This is a genomic window from Modestobacter sp. VKM Ac-2985, assembly GCF_026967925.1.
Taxonomy (GTDB): Bacteria; Actinomycetota; Actinomycetes; order Mycobacteriales; family Geodermatophilaceae; genus Modestobacter.
On the sequence record NZ_JAPVBI010000001.1, the window covers coordinates 578,714 to 600,965 of the forward strand.

At 75.1% G+C, this 22,252-nt stretch carries 22 protein-coding genes; 9 read left to right on the top strand and 13 right to left on the bottom strand.

Annotated elements, in window-relative coordinates:
- The first annotated feature begins 93 nt into the window (after positions 1–93).
- Positions 94–915, top strand: a complete 822-nt coding sequence (locus O2V61_RS02620; RefSeq protein ID WP_269181777.1) for a DUF3027 domain-containing protein — start codon at positions 94–96, stop codon at positions 913–915.
- 9 nt (positions 916–924) lie between these two features.
- Here the strand turns inward: O2V61_RS02620 and O2V61_RS02625 are convergent, their stop codons facing one another.
- The gene (locus O2V61_RS02625) at positions 925–1,134 is read right to left on the bottom strand and encodes a DUF2530 domain-containing protein (protein ID WP_269181778.1); all 210 of its coding nucleotides are present in this window, start codon (positions 1,132–1,134) and stop codon (positions 925–927) included.
- Positions 1,135–1,298: 164 nt separating this feature from the next.
- Between O2V61_RS02625 and O2V61_RS02630 the strand changes: the two genes are divergently transcribed.
- The 6 genes from O2V61_RS02630 (at position 1,299) to O2V61_RS02655 (ending at position 6,930) form a co-directional block, all read left to right on the top strand.
- Entirely contained in the window at positions 1,299–2,846 is a 1,548-nt protein-coding gene (locus O2V61_RS02630) for an NCS2 family permease (protein ID WP_269181779.1), read from the top strand.
- 60 nt (positions 2,847–2,906) lie between these two features.
- A complete protein-coding gene (locus O2V61_RS02635; protein ID WP_269181780.1) occupies positions 2,907–3,341 on the top strand; it encodes a MarR family winged helix-turn-helix transcriptional regulator in 435 nt (144 codons plus the stop codon).
- A complete protein-coding gene (locus tag O2V61_RS02640; protein WP_269181781.1) occupies positions 3,338–4,717 on the top strand; it encodes an MFS transporter in 1,380 nt (459 codons plus the stop codon). Before O2V61_RS02635 ends, O2V61_RS02640 begins: the two co-directional genes overlap by 4 nt.
- Before the next feature lie 102 nt (positions 4,718–4,819).
- Positions 4,820–5,368, top strand: coding sequence for a hypothetical protein (locus O2V61_RS02645; protein WP_269181782.1), 549 nt, complete (start codon positions 4,820–4,822; stop codon positions 5,366–5,368).
- Positions 5,365–5,946 (top strand): RNA 2',3'-cyclic phosphodiesterase, encoded by a 582-nt coding sequence (gene thpR / locus O2V61_RS02650; protein WP_269182986.1) that lies wholly within the window; start codon positions 5,365–5,367, stop codon positions 5,944–5,946. The genes O2V61_RS02645 and thpR overlap by 4 nt, the downstream gene beginning before the upstream one ends.
- A gap of 159 nt (positions 5,947–6,105) precedes the next feature.
- On the top strand, positions 6,106–6,930 hold the full coding sequence (locus tag O2V61_RS02655) for a thioesterase family protein (protein ID WP_269181783.1): 825 nt from the start codon (positions 6,106–6,108) through the stop codon (positions 6,928–6,930).
- Position 6,931: 1 nt separating this feature from the next.
- On the opposite strand, the gene O2V61_RS02660 is transcribed toward O2V61_RS02655, so the two are convergent.
- The 9 genes from O2V61_RS02660 to O2V61_RS02700 form a co-directional block, all read right to left on the bottom strand.
- Complete coding sequence (locus O2V61_RS02660) at positions 6,932–9,619, bottom strand: FtsX-like permease family protein (protein WP_269181784.1); 2,688 nt, start codon at positions 9,617–9,619, stop codon at positions 6,932–6,934.
- Entirely contained in the window at positions 9,616–10,302 is a 687-nt protein-coding gene (locus O2V61_RS02665) for an ABC transporter ATP-binding protein (RefSeq protein WP_269181785.1), read from the bottom strand. The genes O2V61_RS02660 and O2V61_RS02665 overlap by 4 nt, the downstream gene beginning before the upstream one ends.
- Positions 10,299–11,030, bottom strand: a complete 732-nt coding sequence (locus O2V61_RS02670) for an ABC transporter ATP-binding protein (protein WP_269181786.1) — start codon at positions 11,028–11,030, stop codon at positions 10,299–10,301. The genes O2V61_RS02665 and O2V61_RS02670 overlap by 4 nt, the downstream gene beginning before the upstream one ends.
- Before the next feature lie 12 nt (positions 11,031–11,042).
- The gene (locus O2V61_RS02675) at positions 11,043–11,612 is read right to left on the bottom strand and encodes a TetR/AcrR family transcriptional regulator (protein ID WP_269181787.1); all 570 of its coding nucleotides are present in this window, start codon (positions 11,610–11,612) and stop codon (positions 11,043–11,045) included.
- Positions 11,613–11,686: 74 nt separating this feature from the next.
- Positions 11,687–12,454: an ABC transporter permease gene (locus tag O2V61_RS02680; protein ID WP_269181788.1), complete on the bottom strand. Its 768-nt coding sequence runs from the start codon at positions 12,452–12,454 to the stop codon at positions 11,687–11,689.
- Positions 12,451–13,170: an ABC transporter ATP-binding protein gene (locus tag O2V61_RS02685; RefSeq protein WP_269181789.1), complete on the bottom strand. Its 720-nt coding sequence runs from the start codon at positions 13,168–13,170 to the stop codon at positions 12,451–12,453. The genes O2V61_RS02680 and O2V61_RS02685 overlap by 4 nt, the downstream gene beginning before the upstream one ends.
- Positions 13,171–13,259: 89 nt before the next feature.
- Entirely contained in the window at positions 13,260–14,513 is a 1,254-nt protein-coding gene (locus O2V61_RS02690) for a sensor domain-containing diguanylate cyclase (protein ID WP_269181790.1), read from the bottom strand.
- A gap of 151 nt (positions 14,514–14,664) precedes the next feature.
- Positions 14,665–15,702, bottom strand: a complete 1,038-nt coding sequence (locus O2V61_RS02695) for a hypothetical protein (RefSeq protein WP_269181791.1) — start codon at positions 15,700–15,702, stop codon at positions 14,665–14,667.
- 30 nt (positions 15,703–15,732) lie between these two features.
- Positions 15,733–16,698, bottom strand: a complete 966-nt coding sequence (locus O2V61_RS02700; protein WP_269181792.1) for an NAD(P)/FAD-dependent oxidoreductase — start codon at positions 16,696–16,698, stop codon at positions 15,733–15,735.
- Between the two features lie 65 nt (positions 16,699–16,763).
- On the opposite strand from O2V61_RS02700, the gene O2V61_RS02705 reads away from it, so the two are divergent.
- Together O2V61_RS02705 and O2V61_RS02710 are read left to right on the top strand one after the other, a co-directional pair.
- A complete protein-coding gene (locus tag O2V61_RS02705; RefSeq protein ID WP_269181793.1) occupies positions 16,764–17,573 on the top strand; it encodes a TrmH family RNA methyltransferase in 810 nt (269 codons plus the stop codon).
- A 53-nt stretch (positions 17,574–17,626) separates the two neighbouring features.
- Positions 17,627–17,863, top strand: coding sequence for a hypothetical protein (locus tag O2V61_RS02710; protein ID WP_269181794.1), 237 nt, complete (start codon positions 17,627–17,629; stop codon positions 17,861–17,863).
- Positions 17,864–17,885: 22 nt separating this feature from the next.
- Here O2V61_RS02710 and O2V61_RS02715 read toward each other — a convergent pair whose 3' ends face one another.
- The 3 genes from O2V61_RS02715 to O2V61_RS02725 form a co-directional block, all read right to left on the bottom strand.
- Positions 17,886–18,359, bottom strand: coding sequence for a general stress protein (locus tag O2V61_RS02715; RefSeq protein WP_269159856.1), 474 nt, complete (start codon positions 18,357–18,359; stop codon positions 17,886–17,888).
- Positions 18,360–18,541: 182 nt separating this feature from the next.
- On the bottom strand, positions 18,542–20,410 hold the full coding sequence (locus O2V61_RS02720; RefSeq protein WP_269181795.1) for an ABC transporter ATP-binding protein: 1,869 nt from the start codon (positions 20,408–20,410) through the stop codon (positions 18,542–18,544).
- Positions 20,407–22,227 (bottom strand): ABC transporter ATP-binding protein, encoded by a 1,821-nt coding sequence (locus O2V61_RS02725; protein WP_269181796.1) that lies wholly within the window; start codon positions 22,225–22,227, stop codon positions 20,407–20,409. The genes O2V61_RS02720 and O2V61_RS02725 overlap by 4 nt, the downstream gene beginning before the upstream one ends.
- Positions 22,228–22,252: the final 25 nt, after the last annotated feature.

Below are 22,252 nucleotides of genomic sequence, written 5' to 3' on the forward strand. Positions count from 1 at the left end.
TCGGGCACGCGCCCATGGTGCCGCAGCCGCCTGTGCGCCCGACGGGGCGGACGGACCTCCCTGGCCGGGACGGCCTTGCCGTCATCGGCGACAATGGGGGACGTGTCCGACTCAGCTCCCACCGCCGCGTCCCCTGGCTCCTCTCCCGACGAGGTGCTGGCCGCTGCGGTCGAGCAGGCCCGGGCCGCCGCGATCGAGGTGGCTGGTGACCCGGCGGCGGTCGGTGAGCACCTGGGGGTGACCCCGGAGGTGCTGGCCGAGCAGGCGGACCCGGCACTCGGCGTCGTCGGCACGCACTCCTTCGCCGCCACCCTGCCCGGCTACGCCGGCTGGCACTGGGCCGTGACGCTGGCCGCGGTGCCCGGCGCGGACGAGGTCACCCTCGACGAGGTCGTGCTGCTCCCGGGCGACTCGGCGCTGCTCGCCCCGGCCTGGGTGCCGTGGCACGAGCGGCTGCGGCCCGGGGACCTGTCGGTGGGCGACGTGTTGCCCTCCACCGAGGACGACGCCCGGCTGGTGCCCGCGTACCTGGCCGACGACGACTCCGCCGAGGACCCGGCCGGCCGCATCGTCGCCGAGGAGCTGGGCATCGGCCGGGAGCGGGTGCTCTCCCCCGAGGGGCGCATCGAGGCCGCGCAGCGCTGGCGCGACGGGGACTTCGGGCCGCGCTCGTCGATGGCCCGGCACGCGCCCGGTCCGTGCGCGACCTGTGGCTTCTACCTGCCGCTGGCCGGCTCGCTCCGCCTGTCGCTCGGCGCGTGCAGCAACGCCTACGCCCCGGCCGACGGGCACGTCGTCGCCGCCGACTACGGCTGCGGCGCGCACAGCCAGGCCAGCCTGGAGCGCATCGACGGCGAGCCGGCCGAGTTCACCCCCACGGCCCGCTACGACACCGCGGACTTCGACGTCATCTGAGCCGCGGTGTCAGCGCTGGCCCTGCCAGCGCATGAGCAACAGACCGAGGCCGGGCAGCACGACGCCGGCCACGCAGGTCCAGGTCCAGACCGGGTCGACCCGGTCGCCGAGGAAGAGCAGCACCACCAGGGCGATCACCCACAGCGCGGTGCCGGCCAGGACCACCCGGACCGTGTCGACCTGCAGGGGCGGGGGAGAGGGCCGGGTCGGGGCGGGCACGCTCCGACCCTAGGCCGCTGCACCGCAGGTCGGCACGGTGGTCCCTCCGACGCGCCCGGGCGGTGTGGCACGCTGACGCCGCTCGATGCCACCCGCACCGGGCGGCCCGCCGGGACGTCGACCCCGCCGGAGCTGCGCCGGTCGCCGTCCCCGGGGGTCCACCCATGCCCGACAAGTCCCGCGGCCGTGCCCGCAAGTCAGCCGGCGGCACCGGTGCGACCGCCGTCGGTGCCGCGCCCGCCGGGACGCCCGCCGAGGTCGTGACCGGCCCGCGGCGCAGCCCCGGGCCGAAGGTGCGCCCCAAGAACGGGTTGGACCGGTACTTCTCGATCACCGAGCGCCGGTCCACGGTCGGCCGTGAGGTGCGCGGTGGTGTCACCACGTTCTTCGCGATGGCCTACATCGTCGTCCTGAACCCGATCATCCTGTCCGGCGCGGACATCAACGGGAACACGCTGCCGTTCGCCTCGGTCGCCGCCGTCACCGCCTTCGTCGCCGGTGTGCTGACCATCGCGATGGGCGCCATCGGTCGCTACCCGTTCGCGCTGGCCACCGGTCTGGGCATCAACGCGATCGTCGCCGTCTACGCCGCCACCCAGCTCACCTGGCCCGAGGTGATGGGGCTGGTCGTGCTGTCCGGCCTGCTCATCGCCCTGCTGGTGCTCACCGGCTTCCGGCGGGCGGTGTTCGAGGCGATCCCGGCCCAGCTGAAGATCGCCATCGCGGTCGGGATCGGCTTCTTCCTGACCATCATCGGGCTGTCCGACGCCGGGGTCATCCGGCCTGGGGCGCCACTGATCAGCTTCGGTGTCGGTGGCCAGCTCGCGGGGTGGCCGATGCTCACCTTCGTCGTCGGCCTGCTGCTCACCAGCGTGCTCGTCGTCCGCAAGGTCCGGGGCGGCCTGCTCCTGGGCATCGTGATCACGACGCTGTTCGCCATCGTGGTCGAGGCGATCGCCGACGTCGGGCCGCGCCTGGGTCCCGACGGCAACGAGCTGGACCCGCGGGGCTGGGCGCTCCAGGTGCCGTCGTGGCCCGCCGACTGGTTCGGCCTGCCCGACCTGTCGCTGATCGGCAACTTCTCGCTGTTCGGCGGCTTCGAGCGGATCGGCGTCCTCGCCGCCCTCCTGATCGTCTTCTCGATCATGATCGCGGACTTCTTCGACACCGTCGGGACCGTGACGGCGGTGGGCGCCGAGGGTGACCTGCTCGACTCCGACCGCAACCTGCCGCGCTCCCAGCCGGTCCTGCTGGTCGACTCGCTGGCCGCCGCCGCCGGTGGCGCCTCGAGCATCTCCTCGAACACCACCTACATCGAGAGCGCCGCCGGCGTCGGGGACGGCGCCCGCACCGGCCTGGCCAGCGTCGTCACTGGTGTCGTCTTCCTGGTGGCCGCCTTCTTCACCCCGCTGGTGCAGGTGGTGCCCTCCGAGGCCGCGGCGCCGGTGCTGGTGATCGTGGGCGCCATGTTGATCAGCCAGATCCGGGACCTGTCCTGGGACGACATGTCGCTGGTCATCCCCGCGTTCCTGACGATCGCGCTGATGCCGTTCACCTACTCGATCACCAACGGGATCGGGGCCGGGGTGGTCAGCTTCGTGCTGCTGCGGCTGGCGGTCGGCCGCCGTCGCGACGTGCACCCGCTCATGTGGGTGGTGGCCGCCGTCTTCGTCGTCTACTTCGCGCTCGACCCGATCCAGCAGCTCCTCTGAGGGGGCCCCGTCGGGCACGGTTCGTTAGGCAGGCTTTCTACTCCGGTTAAGGTGGCAGACGTGGCTCGGACGACGCTGGACACCGCGGCGCTCGCCCACGACCTGCGACTGGCGGTCATGCGGTTCTCCCGGCGGCTGCGCAACCAGCGGGTGGACACCTCGGTGACGCTGACCCACCTGGCCGCCCTGTCGACCCTCAAGCGGCACGGCGCGATGAGCCCGGGTGAACTGGCGGCGCACGAGCGGGTGCAGCCGCCGTCGATGACCCGGGTGGTCGTCGCGCTGGAGTCCCGGGGCCTGGTCACCCGCACCCCGCACCCCACCGACGGTCGGCAGGTGGTCATCGACCTGACCCCGGCGGCCGAGGAGCTGCTGGGCGAGGAGGTCCGGGCCCGCGAGGCCTGGCTGGCCGGCCGGCTCCAGGAGCTGTCGGGCGAGGACCGGGCCGTGCTGCGCGAAGCCGCGGTGATCATGGAGAAGCTCGCCAGTGGGTGACCTCGACGGCTCCTGACCCCACCCCCCGCGCCGGGATGTTCCGGGCGTTGCGCGTCCGCAACTTCCGGCTCTACGTCTCGGCCAACCTGGTCAGCCAGACCGGGACCTGGATGCAGCGCATCGGCCAGGACTGGCTGGTGCTGCAGCTGTCCGGGGACAGTGGTGTCGCGCTGGGCATCACCACCGCACTGCAGTTCGGGCCGACGCTCTTCTTCAGCTTCTACGGCGGGGTGCTGGCGGACCGGTACGACAAGCGCCGGGTGCTGATGCTCACCCAGGCGGTCATGGGCGTGCTCGCCCTGGGTCTGGGCCTGCTGGTCGCCACCGACTCGATCGCGCTGTGGCACGTCTACCTGCTGGCCCTGGGGCTGGGTGTGGTCTCCTCCCTCGACGTCCCGGTGCGCCAGTCGTTCGTCTCGGAGATGGTGGGCTCGGACCTGCTGGCCAACGCGGTCAGCCTCAACTCCACGGTGTTCAACGGCGCCCGGCTGGTGGGGCCCGCGGTCGCCGGTGCGCTGATCGCGGTCTCGGGCGGGGACACCGCCCCGGCGTTCCTGGTCAACGCCGCCACGTTCGCCTGCACGATCGCCTCGCTGGCCGCGATGCGGGTCGGGGAGCTGAGCCGCAGCACCCCGGTCGCCCGCTCGCGCGGGCAGCTGCGGGAGACGCTGCTCTACACCCGGCAGCACCCGGACCTGCAGCTGGCGATGCTGCTGGCCTTCGTCGTGGGCACGTTCGGCTTCAACTCCCAGATCACCATCGCGCTGATGGCCCGCGAGGTCTTCGACCTGGGCGCCGGCGCGTTCGGGCTGCTGTCCACCACCTTCGCCGTCGGCTCCCTGTCCGGGGCGCTGCTGTCGACCCGGCGCAGCACCCGGCCGCTACAGCGGTTCCTCATCGTCTCCGCGGTGGCCTTCGGGCTGCTGCTGATCGTGAGCGGGCTGATGGGCAACTACTACGCCTTCGCCGTCGTGCTGATCCCGACCGGCGCCGCCGCGCTGGTCTTCAGCGTGGCCTGCAACAGCTTCGTGCAGCTGGGCGTCGAGCCGCGGATGCGTGGCCGGGTGCTGGCGCTGTACTTCATGTGCTTCATGGGCGGGACGCCGGTCGGTGCGCCACTGATCGGCTGGGTCTCCGAGCGCTTCGGTGCGCCCTGGGGCTTCATCGGCGGTGGCCTGGTCGTCGTGGTGGTGGCGGCCGCGGCCGGCGCGGTGCTCGCCCGCGGCCGGCGGGTGCGGCTGGAGCTGCACGTCCGCCCGCCGAGCATGCAGCTGCACGTCGCTGCCGCCACGACGCCGACCCGCGCCGCCGGGCTGGCCGCCCTGGCCGACGACCAGGTGCCGGGGGAGCCCGTCGTCCGCGATCAGGCGCGCTGAGCAGGTCACGCTGCGGTGATGACGCATGAGCACTGAGTGTGCGACGCGGTTGCACTCAGCGTTCGCATTGTCACAGCGGGATGTGCGACGTACCGTCGGCCCGTGCCCGAGGGAGGGTCTGTCTCCGCGGAAGTAGGGGCGTCGTTGCTGCAGTTGGGTGGCACCGTCGTCCTCGTGGTCGTGGGCGTGGCCCTGCTCGTCCTGCTGCTCCGCTGGGCGACGGGTCAGCTGCAGGCAGACCTCGCCGCCCGACGCCGTGCCCGGACCGCCGCCGAGTCCGTCGATGCCCCGGCGGCCCCCCTCCCGACTGCTCTCCCGCCGCGCCGTCGCCCCACCGGCGCCCATCCCGCGGGCCGTCGCGTCCCGCGGGAGACGGTGGCGACCGGGTCGGTCGACCGGCCGCGCCGGCCGCTGGAACGGGTCGCGGCCGACCTGCGCCGGCTCGCCCGCGAGCTCGCCATGGTCCCGGGGGGCATGCCGATGGAGCGGCGCCGTGGCCTGCTGGCCGCCTACGACGACCTGCTCGTGGAGGCCGCCGTGCTGCTCGAGGTGCCCCAGCAGCTGACCTCCGTGCCCCCGGAGGCCCGTGAGCTCGAGCGGATCCGGCTGCTCGGGGGCCTGGAGGCCGCGGGGCTGGTGGTGACCGGCTGACCGAGTCGGCACCCCGGCCCCCCTCGGCCGGCCGGCTCTTCCTCGCCGTCGACCCGCCCGCAGCCGCCGCGGCCGATCTGGACCGAGCGCTCGAGCCACTGCGGTCGGCCCCCGGCGCGCCCCGCTGGACGCCGACCTCCCGGTGGCACCTGACCCTGGTGTTCCTCGGCGAGGTGCCGGCGCCGCTGCTCACGCCCCTGCGCGCGGCGGTCACCCCGGCGGCCGACGGCACACCACCGTTGTCCCTGCAGCTGGCCGGCGCCGGTCGGTTCGGGTCGCGCCGTCGTCCCTCGGTCTGCTGGGCCGGGCTGACCGGCGACGTGCCCGAGCTGACCGCGCTCGCCGGCCGGCTGGCCGCCGCCGCGCGCAGCGTCGGCCTGACCGTCGAGGACCGGCCGTTCCGGGCACACCTGACCGTGGGGCGGTGGCGACCCGGGCAGCCGGCCGACGGGGACCTGCCCGAACGGCTCGCCGGGTACCGGGGGCCGGTCTGGCCGGTGACCGGGGTGGTGCTGTGGCGCAGCCACCTCGGGCCCGAGCCGCGCTACGAGCGGGTGGCCGCCTGGCCCGTCGGCTGAGCCGCGCCGGGATCAGGTCACCTGGTCGTGCGGGGACCCACCCGGTGGTCTGCCGCCAGGTAGGTGCCCACGGGACCAGGTGACCTGATCATCGGCAGCCGGCGCAGTGGCGCACCGCGGCCGACGGGAAGGGGCCGCGGGCCTGGCACCCTGTCAGCCGTGCCGCTGACCGATCCCCGCTCTGCCTTCGACACCGCGACCGCCGTCGCCCGGACCGAGGGGGGCGGGCTGACCACCGAGCTGGACCCGGGGTGGGACGTCGGTGGCGGGATCCTGAACGGCGGGTACCTGCTGGCCGTCGCTGCGCGGGCCGCCGTGCTCGAGTCGCCGCACCCCCACCCGGTCGCCCTGTCGGCCAGCTACCTGCACGCCGCCGCGGCCGGTCCGGCGACGCTGACCGTCACCCCGGGACCGGCCGGGCGGACGCTGGCCCACTCGGCGGTGGTGCTGGCCGACGCCGCTGGGCCCGCGGTGACCGTCCAGGCGACGACGGCGACGCTCACGGCCGACGCCGCGGCCTTCTCCTCACCGATGCCGGCCGCGACTCCCGTGCAGGACTGTGTCTCCATCGCCGAGAACGCGCACCTGGCGCCGTCGTCGGTGTCGGTGCCGGGGCTCACCCAGCGGGTCGACGTCCGGCTGGACCCGCTGACGGCCGGCTGGGCGCTGGGGCAGCCGGCCGAGGAGCCGGTGCTGCGGGCCTGGCTGCGCTTCGCCGACGGCCGCGAGCCGGACCCGCTGGCGCTGGTCACCTTCGCCGACGCGCTGCCGCCGACGCCCTGGGCGATGGGGGTGTTCGGCTGGGCACCCACGGTGCAGCTGCAGGTCCTGGTCCGCGCGCTCCCGGCACCGGGCTGGTGCCTGGTCGAGGCCCGGTCGAGCGAGATCGCCGGCGGCTGGCTGGACGAGGACTACCGGATCTGGGACTCCACCGGCCGGCTGGTCGCGCAGAGCCGCCAGCTCGCCCGGGCTCCGCGCAGCTGACTCACGCGTCCTCGCGGAGGACGGTGGCGGGGTCGGCCCGGTCGGCGGCCCGCTGGGCGTACAGCGCCGCGAGGCAGGCGACGACGACGGTGGCCGCCGCCGTCCCGGCGATCGCCGGCCACGGGACGTCCAGCAGCGGCGTGGGCGGGCGCACCCGGTCGACGTCCAGCCGCCGGTACACCAGCGCCACCGCCCCGGCGGCCAGCAGCACGCCCAGCAGCAGCCCGGCCATGGCCACCCCGACCAGCTCGACGAGCAGCGAGCGCAGGTGCGCGCCCCGGGACAGCCCCAGCCGGCGGGCCATCACGTAGCCGGAGACGCGGCTGCGTGAGCGGGCCTCCAGGTACAGCAGCAGCCCGCCGACGGCGATCACCCCGACGAAGACGGCGAGCGCGGAGAGGTACCCGAAGGTCCAGGTGATGCCCAGGAAGTTGGCGCTCTCCTGCACCCCGCCTGGGGTCAGCACCCGGATGTTCTGTGCGCCGGCGTCGGTCAGGGCGTCGATCCCCGCGCCGAGGTCACCGTTCGTCCAGAGCTCGGCGGCGGGTGCGGCCCCGGCGTTCCGGCTGATCTCCGGGAGCCGATCGGCGTCGACGAGGACGACCGGGTCACCGCTGCGGCGGCCGGGCAGCACCCGTGCGGTGGCGGTCACCTCGGCCGGCACCGCCGTGCTGCCCAGCCGGAGGTCGGGGTCGCCGACCGGGAGCCCGGCGGCGACCACCGGCAGCCGCCCGTCGACCTCCGGGCCGGTCAGGGCGGCCAGCAGCTCGGTGAGCGGGCGGTCGGCGAAGGAGTCGTCCCAGAAGGCGGTGTCGGCGAAGTCGTCGGGGTCGACGGCCAGCACCTGGACGTCCGACCGCCCGCCGTCGCGGGCCACGGCGCTGCCGTCGTAGCGGACGACGTAGGTGCCGGCCGCCTCGATCGCCGGCGTCGCCTCGAAGCGGGTGACCGTGACGGCCGCTGCCGCAGCGCCGATCTGCACGCCGACCTTGGCGTCCAGGGTGGTCTGCGAGCTGGCGGTCAGCGTCGCGGTGTAGCCGAGCACGGCGACCGGGAGGGTGACCGCGACCAGGAGGGTGGCGGTGGCGAGCCGGGCCGCGGAGAGCCGGTTGACGGCGAGGAAGACGGCGGGGGAGCGGCGGCCGGCCCAGCGGCGCAGCCGGGGCAGCAGCGCGGTGACCCCCCGGCCGAGCAGGACGGCGGTGCCGGCGATCGCCAGCAGCGGGAAGGCGACCAGCAGCCCGTTGACCTGGGCCACGTAGGCGACGCTGACCACCGCGTCGCGCGACTGCAGCAGCAGCCAGCACCAGGCCGCGCCGAGCAGCAGGGCCAGCTCCCACGGCACCCGGGCCGGCCAGCGCGGGGCGGCGCCGAGCGGCCGCTCCGCGGTGCCGCGCGCCCGCAGCCCGGCCACGGCCGAGGCAGCGGCCAGACCGACCACGAAGGCGGCGACCCCGGCCCAGGCCGCAGCGGTGGTGGCGGAGGGGTCGAGGTCGTCGGCGGGTCCGAGGCCGGCGATCAGCAGCCGGGACGCCGCCCAGCCCAGTGCCGCCCCGGCCAGCGCGGGCAGCCCCAGCTCCAGCGCCGCCTTGCCGGCCAGCGGCACCGGCCCGACCCCGCGGGCGGCGAGCAACCGCACCTCGGTGGCCCGCCGGTCGGCCCAGAAGCTGCCGGCGGAGGCGACGAGGACGAGGGCGAGCAGCGCGCCGGCCACCGCGACCGGGACGACGGGTCCGCGCAGCCCGGACTCGATCAGCCCGGCACGCTCCAGCACGTCGGGCAGCCGGTCGTTGGGCACGGCGATCGCGCGGACGCCCGGCGCGAACTCCGACGCCAGGCCACTGGCTGCGACGATCCGTTCCTGGGTCTCCCGCTGATCGCGCACGTCGCTGACCGAGAGCGAGGAGGCGTCCACCGGCACCTGCTGGAGCCGGGTCGCCCCGCCGGCCGCGGCCGTGGCGAGCCGGTAGAAGGTGCTCTCGTCGGTGACCAGGAGCATCGCCGGCGGGGCGCGGTTCGCGGAGGCCTCGTTGGAGAACAGCAGCCGGTAGTCGCACCAGTAGGGGTCGTCGGCGTTCGCGACGGCGAGGTCGCGGTAGATGCCGGCGACCGGTGCCTGCTGGGTGCCGAAGGTGAGTTGGTCCCCGACGGAGAGGCCGTCCTGCTCGGCAACGCTCACCGGCACCCAGACCCCTGGTCCGTCGCCGGCCTCGACCACCTCGACGTTGTCCAGTGCGGTCGGGCGGTGGAACAGGGTGACCGGCTGCGCCAGCGCAGCGCCGTCCGGGCCGCGGGCGAGGGCGCCGTCGGAGCCCGGGGAGGACGAGCCGATCCAGGCCGTGGCCAGCACCGGTTCGGCCGGCAGTCCGGCGTCCGCCCAGGCCTGCAGCAGCGACTCGTCGAGCTCCGGCCGGGTGCTGCCGTCGCCGCCGTCCTGCGGCTGCCCCTGCTGATCGACGAGAGCCGAGCTGACACCGGTCTGCGGGCGGGCCACCTCGTCGCAGCGCTGGGAGAGCTGCTGCTGCAGCGCCGCGGAGCGGGCCGAGGAGAGGAACAGCGGGGCGGAGGCGACCGCGCAGGCCAGGATCGCCGAGGTCACCAGCACGGCGAGGACGGCGGCCGGCTGCCGCAGCCCGAGCCACGGCGCCCGGGTCCACGGCGCCAGGCGCCACAGCGGTGGCCGGCTCACGAGGGCACGCCCTCGGTGACCACGCCGTCCCGCATGGACAGCACCCGGTCGGCGCGGCCCCAGGCGATCTCGTCGTGGGTGGCGATGAGCACCGCCGACCCCTCGCGGGCCGCGTCGGTGACGGCGTCGAGCAGCCGGTCGGCGTGGCCGCGGTCCTGGTGCGCGGTGGGCTCGTCGGCCAGCAGCACCGCCGGGCGCAGCAGCAGGGCCCGGGCGACGGCGACCCGCTGCTGCTCGCCGAGGGAGGCCTGGTGCGGGTAGCGGTCGGCGAGGTGCTCGACGCCGAACGCGGTCAGCAGCGACCGGGCGCGGTCCTCCTCGGCCGCCAGCGTGCCGCTCAGCCGGGCGGGCAGCAACACGTTGTCGGCGAGGCTGAGGTCGGCGACCAGCCCGAGGGCCTGGGGCACCAGGGCCAGGTCCCGCCAGCCGAAGCCCGCGGGACGCCGTCCGGCGAGCGGGCCGAGGTACGCGAGCTCGCCCTCGTCGGCGGCCTCCCATCCGCACAGCAGCGCGAGCAGGGTGCTCTTCCCGGACCCGGACGGGCCGACCAGGGCGACGAACTCCCCGGAGTCGACCTCCAGATCGACCCCGGCCAGCGCCGAGACCGTCTCCGCGCCACGCCGGAACCGCTTGACCAGCCCCGCGCCGGTGAACCCGCCGGCCGGCTCCAGCCGTGGGCTCACGAGGCGACCAGCCGGCCGTGGTCGAGCCGGACGAAGCCGTCGGCGATCGCCATCACCCGGGGGTCGTGCGAGGAGATGACGAACCCGACCCCGGCCGCGGCGAGGTCCTCCATCGCGACCAGCACCCGCTCGGCGGCCGCGGTGTCCAGCTCGGCCGTGGGCTCGTCGGCGACGACCAGCGCCGGGTCGCCGACGACGCCGCACGCCACCGCCAGCCGCTGCTGCTCGCCGCCGGACAGCTGCGCGGGTTGGTGGTCGGCGCGTCCGGCCAGCCCGAGCCGCTCCAGCAGCTCGGTCGCCGCGGCCGCGGTGACCGGGGCGCCGCGCAGCGACGCGGCCAGCCGGATCTGGGCGACCGCGTCCAGGTAGGGGAGCAGGTTCTCGCCGGGGCGCTGGAAGAGGTAGGCGACCTGCCGCTGCCGCAGTGCCCGACGGGCCCGGGCGCCCAGCTGGTCGACCCGCTGGCCGGCGATGAGCACCTCCCCGGAGTCGGGGGAGTCGGTGCAGGCCAGCAGGCGCAGCAGCGAGGATTTGCCCGAACCCGAGGGGCCGACGACCACGGTCACCCGCGCGCGGGGGATGTCCACGGTGACGTCGTCCAGCGCGGTCACCGACTCCGTCGCCGTCCGGTAGGTCTTCCGGACCCGCCGGCAGACGGCGGCCGGCGGCGCGTCCGGCGCGGTGGGCAGCCGGTCCGGACCGGCGGAGGAGCCGTCGTCGCTGGTCATCGAGGCGAGAGCCTAGGTGGTGGGTGCAACGATCCCAGGGAGGTCGACGTCGCCGGTCAGGTACCGCTGGACGGTGGGGCCGACGGCGGCGACCAGCTCGTCGGCCGACGCCGACGCCAGGGGCTCCACCCGGAGCACGTACCGGGCCATCACCACCCCGATCAGCTGGGAGGCGACCAGCGAGCCGCGGGCGTCGGCCTCGGCGGCCGGGAGGTCCAGCGTGCCGACCACGCGGCGCAGCACCTGGGCGACCAGGAACTCGCGCAGCAGCCGGGCGGTCCACTCGTTGCTGACCGCGGAGCGCACCAGGGCCAACCCGGCGGCGCGGCCGGGGCCGTCCCAGACCCGCAGCAGCAGCCGGACGACGTTGGCGCCGAGCTCCGTGGGCCCACCGGCCAGCGCCTCGGGCAGCAGGTCCGCGGGGTCGTACGGGGCCTCGATGGCAGCGACGAAGAGCTTGTCCTTGCTGCCGAAGTAGTGGTGCACCAGCGCCGGGTCGACGCCCGCCGCCGTCGCGATGACCCGGATGGAGGCGGCGTCGAACCCCCGCTCGGCGAAGGTGGCCCGGGCCGCGGCGAGCACCGCCTCCCGGGTGTCGGGGTTGCCCGGACGACGTCCGGTCGGTCGGCTGCGCCGTGGTCGTGCTGCCGGGTCGCTCAGCTGGTCCTCCTCCGCAGGGTGGCCGCGGCCAGCCCCAGGGCCAGCAGCGTCGCGCCGGCGACCACACCGACGTCGACCCACATGGTGCCCGTCGCCTCCGCCGAGGCGCCGACCTCCTGGAGGGCCGCGACGGCGTAGCTCAGCGGCAGGACGTCGCTGACCGCCTGCAGCCAGCCGGTCAGCTGGTCCCGCGGGACCAGCAGCCCGCAGAGGAAGAACTGGGGGAGGACGACCACCGGCATGAGCTGCACCGCCTGGAACTCGCTGCGGGCGAATGCGCTGGCCAGCAGCCCGAGCGCCACCCCGAGCGCAGCGTCGACGACGGCGATCAGCACGACCAGGGACAGCGACCCGGTGACGTCCAGGTCGTAGACCGTGGTCGCGATCGTCACGGTGACCACCGCCTGGAGCGCAGCGGCCAGCCCGAAGGCGAGGCCGTAGCCGAGCAGCAGGTCCAGCCGGGACAGCGGGGTGGTGAGGAGCCGCTCCAACGTGCCCGAGGTGCGCTCGCGCAGCATCGCGATGCTCGTCACCAGGAACATGACCACGAACGGGAAGACCCCGAGCATGGTCAGCCCGACCCGGTCGAAGGTGTCCGGCTGCCCGGGCGGGGTGGGCACCTCGGCCCAGAGCAGGTACAGCAGCCCCAGCAGTGCGCTGGGCAGCACCAGCATCATCGCGACCGTGCGGTGGTCGTGTCGCAGCTGGCGGAGCACCCGGCCGGCGGTGGCGGAGGCCAGCCGTGGGGAGAGCGCGGTGGTCACGACGACGCTCCCTCGGTGGTGCGGACCAGGGAGAGGAAGGCCTGCTCCAGGTCGTCGGTGCCGGTCCGGGCGCGCAGCTCGGCCGGGGAGGAGTCGCTGAGCAGTCGCCCGTCGCGGAGCAGGAGCAGCCGGTCGCAGCGACCGGCCTCGTCCATCACGTGGCTGGAGACCAGCAACGTCGTACCGGCCGCGGCCAGGGCGTGGAACCGGCTCCACAGCTCGACCCGCAGCACCGGGTCCAGCCCGACCGTGGGCTCGTCGAGCACCAGCAGCTCCGGCTCGCCGACGAGGGCGCAGGCCAGCGACGCCCGGCCCCGCTGGCCGCCGGAGAGGTCACCGACCAGCTGGCCGGCCGCCTCGGCGAGGCCGACGTCGGCGATCGCCGCATCGGCGGCCGCCGTCCCCCGGCCGTACAGCGCCGCGAAGTGGCGGGCGTTCTCCCGCACGGTGAGGTCGGCGTAGACGCTGGGCGCCTGGGTGACGTACCCGACCCGGGAACGCAGCTCGGCCGAGCCGGCGGGGTGGCCGAGCACGGTCACGGTGCCCGACCGGACCCGCTGGGCCCCGACCAGGGCGCGCAGCAGCGTGCTCTTGCCGCTGCCGCTGGGCCCGAGCAGGCCGGTGACCTGCCCGGACGGGACCGAGCAGCCCACCTCGTGCAGGACCGGCCGGGCACCGCGGTGCACGACGAGATCGGTGACGGTGACGGCGTCCACGGCGGCCTCCGAAGAACTCAACAGCTGATGAACTCAACGCTAGATGAGTTGTCCGCCCGCGACAAGGGCGGATCGGGCGCCCGAGGGGGTCAGTTGTGGCCGAGCTCGGTGAGCAGGCGGCGCCTGCGGTCGTGCTGGTCGGTCGCGAGGTCGTACAGCTCGACGCCGCTGCGGCGTTCCTTGGCCACGTACATGGCGACGTCGGCCTGGCGCAGCAGGGCGCCGATCTCCGTCGGGTCCGCCCCGGAGACGGAGGCGCCGATGCTGACGCCGACGTCCAGCAGCAGGTCGTCGACCGGGAACGGGGTGCGCAGGGCGTCGCGCAGCCGCAGGGCCGCGCTGCAGGCGTCCTCTGCCGTCGCGCCGGGCAGCAGCACGGCGAACTCGTCGCCACCGAGCCGGGCGAGCAGGTCGACGTCCCTCAGGACGGGCTGCAGTCGCGGTCCGACCTGGGCGAGCAGCCGGTCGCCGTAGCTGTGTCCGAGGGTGTCGTTGACCTCCTTGAACCGGTCGAGGTCCAGCAGCAGCACGGCGAGCGGGGTCAGCTCGGCGAGCAGTTCGGCGCCCCGGGCGAGCAGCGCTGCCCGGTTCGGCAGGCCGGTCAGCCCGTCGTGGGTCGCCTGGAACGCCAGCCGGCGCTGCAGTTCCAGACGCTCGGTCACGTCCCGTGCGGTCACCAGCAGTCCGCCGATGACGGGGTCCTCGCGCCGGTCCGAGGAGCTGACCTCCAGGTGCCGCCAGCCGCCGTCCCGGTGCCGGGCCTGGACGAGGAAGACCTGGGACGGGGCCTCGGCATTGGTGATCGGCGCACCGTCGGCGGTGAACAGGTCGGCGTCCTCCAGGTGCAGCAGCTCGTGCACCTGCCGGCCCAGCAGCTCCTCGCGCGACCAGCCCAGCACGTCGGAGACCGAGTCGGAGACGAAGGAGACGGATCCGCTCGGGGTGAGCAGCGCCAGGACGTCGTTGGTGGCCTGCACCACGGAGCGGAAGCGGCGCTCCCGGTCCAGGGCCGCCAGCAGGGCGTTGAAGGCGGCTGCGGTGGTGCCCAGGTCGTCCGTCGAGCCCACCGGGAGAGCCAGCGCGGCAGCCGGCGGGGCCGGGGCCTGGGCAGTGCTCACCGGGTTGCCGACCGTGTCGGCGACATCGGCGATCCGCTCGGCCAGCAGTCGCAGCCGGCTGCCGATGACCCGCCGGGCCAGCAGCCAGTTGGCCGCGCCGAGCACCAGCCCGGCGGCGAGGCAGGCGGCACGGAACGTCGGGTCGGCGGCATACCGCGCGGGCACGCCCAGCAGCTCGGCGAAGAGCGGGAAGACGGCGCCCACGGCGATGCCCAGGAGGGCCATCCCGGCAGCGAGGCGGCCGAACGCCGACCACCGGGCAGGGGTGCCCCCCCGACCTGTCGTCCGCCGTGGCGCCATGCCACCAGGTCGGCAGCGGAGAGCGTCGGCTGCACCTCCGGGGGGCCGGTCTCCCCCGGGTGGGGGAGAGCCGGGTTCAGGCACCGGGGGGACCCGTGCGGCGCCGACGGCGCACGGCGTCCAGCGCGGCGATCAACAGCAGCGGCACGATCGCCCACGATGTCAGCACCCACAAGGCCCGGGTGACGCCGTCGTCCGCGAAGTAGGAGGCGCCGCGCAACGCCCGTACCGCCACCCCGGGAGGGAGGATGCCGGCCAGCGGCTCCATCCACGGCGGCAGGTACGCCGCCGGCAGGTTCCCGGTGCTGGTGGCGTTGCCCAGGATGATCAGGCCGAGCGAGGTCACGAACGTGCCGCCGGAGCCGATCGTCCGCAGCAGCAGGGCGGCTGGTGCGCCGACCGCCAGCGCCAGCAACCCGACCAGCAGGGCGAGCACCCCGAAGTCGGCGGGGACGGCGTCGAACAGCACCCCCGCTGCCCAGGCGACCAGCAGCCCGGAGGCCACCGCGAACAGCAGGATGCTCACCACCCGCCAGCGCAGCGGCAGCTTCGGGGCGGCCTGGTAGGAGTTGATCCCGAACAGGAAGCCGCCCAGCACCACCCCGAACGCGCCGTAGAAGATGCCCAGGCCACGGGTGTCGCCAGGGGAGAGCGGCTGCACGTCCTCCACCTGCAGGTCCTCGGTGACCGGCTGGAACGCCTCGGTGAGGGTGGTGGTGACGCCCTGCCCATGGGCCCCGGCGACGAGCAGCTGCGGCTGCGGGCCCGTCAGCAGCAGGGCCCCGTAGACGTCGGCCTGCCGGACGGCGGCCCGGGCGGCGGCCTCGTCGGGCAGCGGCCGGGGAGCCAGCCGGCCGGGCAGCCGTTCCTCCAGGGCGTCGGTCACCGCGGCCACCTCCTGCTGGCTGCCCACCACGGCCACCGGCAGGTCGTGCGGCACGGCGGCGTGGAAGGCGGCGAGGAAGACCACCACGAAGGCCAGGCCGATGAGGGTGGCGACCAGCGCGGGGACGCCGACGCCCCGGGCGAGCGCCGCCGTGCGCGAACCGCCCGACCGCTCCCGTTCGACCCCGGCCTCGGCCGGTCCGGGCGGTGGGCTGAAGCCCCCGGGCACGTGGGCCCCCGATCCGGGTCGGCGGGCCGGTCAGGCGGTCGCGTCGGCCAGGGCGCTGCCCAGGGCGTCCCCGGAACGCCAGGCGCTCTCCACCTTGGACGGTGCCGCCCAGCCGTCGCCGCACAGCCCGACACCGTCGACGAGGGCGAACGGCGCCTCGCGCGGGGCGGTCGGCTTCGCGAACGTCCAGCGGTGGAGGTGCGTCCACTCCGGCTCGCCCGACAGGCCGAGCAGGGCGCGCAGGGCGGCGACGACCGCGGGGGCGGCCCGCTCGGGCTGGGCCAGGTGCTCGGCGGCGAAGGCGGGCGTCGTGTGTGCGACGAGCACCGGAGCGCCGTCCCCGCGCCGGTCGCCGTCGTCGGCGACCCAGTCCAGGACGGGGGAGTCGTGCACGAAGACACCGTGCAGGTCGGCCGGCCAGCTCCGCTCGGGGAAGCCGACGGCCACCGCGAGCGTGGGCTGCCACTCGGCGTCCTGCAGGCTCCCGGCGATCTCCGCACCCGGGTCCAGCAGCCGGGCGGCCTGCGGGTCGGGCATCGCGAGCACGACGGCGGCGGCCGGGTCCCCGTCCACCGTCGGGCTCCCGCTGACGCCGACGCGGGTGACCGCCCGATCCAGCTGCACGTCCAGGCCCCCGGCGAGGTCGACGACCAGGCCGCGGAGGCCGCCGGCGGTGCCGTAGCGCAGCGGGCCGGACGTCGTCCGCTCGATGCCGTCCGGTCCGGCGACCGCGAACGTGTCGGTCCACGGCCGGACCAGGCCGCGGTCCACCCACCCGGCGACGACGCGTGCGAACCCGTCGTCCTCACCCACGGTGAAGTAGGAGGCGCCCAGGTCGACGGCGCGGCCGTGCAGGGTGCGGCCGCCCATCCGGCCACCGAGTCGGCGGCCCCGGTCCAGGACCTGCACCGGCAGCCCCCGGTCGGCCAGGGCCCGGGCGCAGGCGATGCCGGCGATGCCGCCGCCGACGACGGTCGTGGTGTCCGCGGTGTTCACCCGGTCGATCCTGCTGGCCCCCACCGGATCGTGCGCGTCGGGGGTCGCCGGGGATGATCGTCGGCGTGCCCGTCCCCCCTGTGCTGATCACCGACCCGGCCGACGAGCGGGTGGCCGACTTCCGCGACCTGGTCGCCGGCGACCGCAAGCCCGGGACCGAACGCGGCACCGGACCGGTGATCGTGGAGGGGGTGCCGGCGGTCCAGCGGCTGCTCGCCTCGGACTACCCGGTGCGCAGCGTCTTCGGCATCCCCGGGCGCGTGGCCGACCTGCAGCTCCCCGACGACGTGCCGGCCTACGAGGCCGACCGGTGGGTGCTCTCCGACGTCATCGGCTTCCGGCTGACCCGCGGCGTGCTCGCCTCCGCCGACCGACTCCCCCCGGCGGACCTGGACGAGCTGCTGACCGGTCCCGACCCGGCCGCGCCGCGCCGGCTGGCGGTGCTGGAGGGGCTGAACGACCACGAGAACATCGGCTCGATCGCCCGGTCGGCGATGGCCCTCGGGGTCGACGGGCTGCTGCTGGACCCCACCTGCGCCGACCCGCTCTACCGGCGGTGCGTGCGGGTGTCGATGGGGCACGTGCTGTCCCTGCCGATCGCGGTGCTGGGCAGCTGGCCGACGGACCTGGACCGGCTGCGCGACGCCGGCTACCTGACGGTGGCGCTGACCCCGGCCGCCGACGCCGTGGACCTCGGCGACGTCGATCTCGCCGCCCACCCGCGCACCGCCGTCCTGCTCGGCGCCGAGGGCCCGGGGCTCACCCCCGCGGCGAAGACGGCCGCCCGGGTACGGGCCCGCATCCCGATGCGCAGCGGGGTGGACTCCCTCGGCGTGGCCGCTGCCGCGGCGGTCGCCTTCGCCACGCTGCGCTGAGCTCTCGCGGCGAGGGGCTCGCGCTGCGCCGTTCCGGCCCCTACGGTTCCGCCATGACGTTCCTGATCGTGACCGGGGCCATCCTGGTGGCCCTGCTCGCCGCGGCGGCTCTGCTGGACCACCGCGCCAGGGCCCGTCGTGCCCGGATGTCCGCCGACGGTCCCCGGCTGCCCGGTGACGCGGGCTCCAGGCTCCGTGGGGCCGCCGTCCACGGCAACGCAGACGCCTACCGCGGCATCGACGGCCCGGGGCAGCGCACCGGGCTGGGGGGCACCGGCGGCGGCACGTGATGCCGGCGGTGCGCCCGCTGCCTCAGCCGCGCAGGGAGAGCTTGGCGAGCTCGGCGCGGGCCTGCTCGGCGTGCTGCGGCGCGCACATCACGTCGTAGCGGCTGGCCACCACCTTGCTGGTGCTGGTGAAGTCACGCTGCCCGCGGCTGGTCGAGTAGCCGACCGCCCCGAACACAGCGCCGAACACGAGCCCGATCAGCAGGCCGGTGAGCACCGAGCCGATCCAGCCGCCGCCGTCGGCGGCGAAGATGCCGAGCAGCAGGCCGACGAAGAGCCCGAACCAGGCGCCGCTGGCCGCACCCGCGGCGATCGCCCGGCCCCAGCTGAGCCGGCCGGTGACCCGCTCGACCATCCGCAGGTCGGTGCCGATGATCGTCACGTTCTCGACCGGGAACTTCTCGTCGGAGAGGAAGTCCACCGCCCGCTGGGCCTGCTGGTAGTCCTCGTAGGAGCCGACCTGGACGCCGCCGAGCGGCATGGACACCGAAGCTGACATGTCTGTCTCCGTTCTGTGCCGGCCTGTTGGCGGAGGCCGGACGTTCCGGCCACCCCTCGCATCCCGCAGGACGACGACCGGCGTACTACCCGGAACGATCTTCACGGACACCCTGTTCCGCCGGCCCCCTTGCAGGGGCCCGCCCTGAGCCTGCGAAGGGTGGGGGGCATGGGGGTCCTTCGTCACACCAGGCTGTCGGCCCAGGCGCGGTGCAGGTCGGCGAACCGGCCGGCACCGCCGACCAGCTCGGCGGGGGAGCCGTCCTCGACGACCCGGCCGGCCTCCATCACCAGCACCCGGTCGGCGATCTCCACCGTGGACAGCCGGTGGGCGATGATCAGCGCCGTCCGGTCGGCCAGCAGCGTCTGCAGCGCCCGCTGCACCAGCACCTCGCTGGGCACGTCGAGGGAGCTGGTGGCCTCGTCGAGGACCAGCACCGCGGGGTCGGCGAGGAACGCCCGGGCGAAGCTGACCAGCTGGCGCTGACCGGCCGACAGCCGCCCGCCCCGCTTGGCGACCTCGGTGTCGTAGCCCTCCGGCAGCGCCCGGATGAAGGCGTCCGCCCCGATCGCCCGGGCCGCTGCCACGATCTCGTCCCGGGTGGCGTCCGGCTTGCCGAAGGAGATGTTGTCGGCGATCGACCCGGAGAACAGGAAGCTCTCCTGGGTCACCATCACCACCGCCCGGCGCAGGTCGGCGTCGGCGAGCCGGTCCAGCGGGATGCCGTCCAGCCGCACCTGGCCGGCGCCCGGGTCGTAGAACCGGGCGGCGAGCCGGGCCAGGGTGGACTTGCCCGCCCCGGTCGCGCCGACGAGCGCGACGGTCTGCCCGGCCGGGATGGCCAGGTCCAGCTGCGGGAGGACGGTCGCGCCGCCGTAGCCGAACCGGACGCCGTCGAAGACGACCTCCCCGGCGGCCGGCGAGGGCAGCGGCAGCGGATCGGCCGGCTCCGGCACGCTGGAGCCCTCCTCCAGGACGCCGGACAGCTTCTCCAGTGCGGCGCTGGCCGACTGGTAGCTGTTGTAGAACATCGCGACGTCCTGCAGCGGGTCGAAGAAGCGGCGCAGGTAGACCAGGAACGACAGCAGGAAGCCGACCTCCAGGTCGCCGTCCATCACCCGCAGCGCGCCGTAGCCGAGCACCGCGACGGTGACCAGGTTGCCGATCATCGTCACGCTCGGCACGAAGACGGCGATCAGCCAGAAGGCACGGTGGTGGGCCCTCCGGTTGGCCTCGTTCAGCTCGGCGTGCAGGTCGTCGTTGCGCGGCTCCCGGCGGAAGGCCTGCACCGCCCGGATGCCACCGAAGCTCTCGGTGAACTGCACGATCAGCGCGGCGACGGTCTGCCGGGTGTGCCGGTAGGCGACCGTCGAGCCGCGCTGGAACCAGCGGCCGACGAGGTAGAGCGCCGGGAGGCCGAGCAGCGCCACGAGGCCCAGGGGCAGGTCGAGCACCAGCATCAGGGCGCCGATGGACACGACGCTGAACAGGGCGGTGAGCAGCCCGTCCAGGCCCTCGTCCAGCAGCTCGGCGAGCGCCTCGACGTCGCTGGTGAGCCGGCTGATCGTCTTGCCCGACGTGTACCGCTCGTGGAAGGACAGCGGCAGTGCCTGGACGTGGGTGAACACCCGCCGCCGCAGGGTGAGCAGCACCGCCTGGCCGACCCGCCCGGAGCCGATGAGGAACCGGTAGCGCAGTGCGGCGTCCAGCACGGCTGCGGTGACCATGGCCGACGTCGTCCAGACCAGCGGCCACGGATCGCCGTCCAGCAGCGCCGGGACGGCGACGTCGATGCCGATCCCGATCAGCAGCGGGCCGGCCAGCCAGGCGAGGTTCTGCACGACGATCACGGCCAGCAGCTGCCACAGCACCCGCCGGTGCGGGTGCAGCAGCTCACCGAGCAGCCGCCGGGAACGACCGCGGAGGAACGAACTGGCCGAGGTGTCGAGGTCGTCGGCGTCCTCGCCGGCCACGCCCCGCCAGTCGGCGTGCGCGTCGGCCGGTGCGCCGGCGGTGGTGGTCACCGCCGTGCCGGTGCCCGGGGTGGTCATGGGCAGCCCACCCCGGTCAGGTCGGTGCCCGCCCGGTCGGCGCCGGCCAGCTCCGATTCCGAGGAGAGCAGGGCCCGGTAGGCGGGCACCTGGGCGAGCAGGTCGGTGTGCCGCCCGACGGCGGTGATCCGGCCCTGCTCCAGCAGGGCCACCCGGTCGGCGAGCAGCACGGTGGAGGCCCGGTGGGCGACCACCAGTGCGGTCGTCTCGGCGAGCACCTCGCGCAGGGCGCGTTCGACCAGCGCCTCGGTGTGCACGTCGAGGGCGGACAGCGGGTCGTCGAGCACCAGCACCGACGGCCGCCCGAGCACCGCCCGGGCAAGGGCCAGCCGCTGCCGCTGCCCACCGGACAGCGACAGGCCCTGCTCGCCGATCCGGGTGTCGAGCCCCCAGGGCAGGTCGTGCACGAAGTCGGCCTGCGCCACCCGCAGCGCCTCGGCCACGTCGGCGTCCCCGGCGTCCGGCCGGCCCAGCGTGACGTTCTCCCGGACGCTCATCGAGAACAGCGTGGCCTCCTCGAACGCCGTGGCCACCACGGTGCGCAGCTGCGCGAGCGGGAGGTCGCGGACGTCGTGCCCGTCCAGGGTGACCCGCCCGCTGGTGACGTCGTGGAGCCGGGCGACCAGGGCGGTCATCGTCGTCTTGCCCGACCCGGTGGCACCCACCAGCGCCACCGTCTCGCCGGGCTCGACCACCAGGTCGACGTCGGTGAGCACCGGGTCGGCCGAGCCGGGGAAGCGGAAGCCCACGTGCTCGAACCGCAGCCGGGCCGGCGTGCCCACCGCGGCGGGGCGGGCGCCGGGGGAGTCGGTGACGGTGAGCGGGGCGTCGAGCAGCTCGCCGATCCGGTCGCAGGCGCTGGCCGTCTCCTGCGCCTGGGCGAGCAGGAAGCCCAGGGAGAGGATCGGCCACAGCAGCACGGTGAACAGCGCGACGAAGCCGATCAGCCCGCCGACGGTCAGGGCGCCGCTGCTGATCGCGAGCGAGCCGCCCACCAGGATCACCGCGAGGGTGATCTGCGGCTGGAACTCGAACAGGCACCAGATCAGCGCGAGCGTGCGGACCCTGCCCAGCTCCAGGTCGCGCAGCCGCAGCGCCTTGCGGTCGTAGCGGCCGAACACCATCCCGCTGCGGCCGAGGGACTTGACCACCCGGATGCCCTGGACGGCCTCCTCGACGTCGGTGGCCAGCTCGCCCTGCTCGTCCTGGATCAGCCGGGACTCGACGTTGTACTGCTTCTCCAGCCTCATCCCGAAGAAGACCAGCGGCAGGGTCGTGGCCAGCACCGCGATGCCGAGCGGCCACCAGGTGACCACCAGCAGCACGCCGACGACGACGCAGGTGAGCAGGTTGACGACCAGGAAGACGGCGCCGAAACCGACGAAGCGCCGGATGGTGGAGACGTCGGAGGTCGCCCGGGAGAGCAGCTGACCCGAGGACCAGTGGTCGTGGAAGGCGACCGGCAGCCGCTGCAGCCGCTGGTACAGGGTGTCGCGGAGGTCGCGTTCGATCTGCAGGCTGCTGATGTTCATCGCCCAGCGGCGCAGGAAGAACAGCGCTGCCTCGGCGACGCCGAACATCAGCGCCAGGCCGAGCAGCGGGACGAGCGCGGCCCGGTCGCCGCGGGCGATCGGCCCCTCGACGATGGCCGGCGTGAGCAGGGGGACGGCCAGCTGGGCGAGGGTGGCGAGCAGGGCGCCGGTGAAGGTCAGCGCGATCAGCCCGCGATAGGGACGGGCGAAGGGCAGCAGCCGGGTGAGCGAGGAGAGCCGGCCCCGGGTGTCGTCGGCAGCGGGGGCGGCGGCGGTCTCGGTCATGGCCGGGTCAGGCTATGCCGGGGGA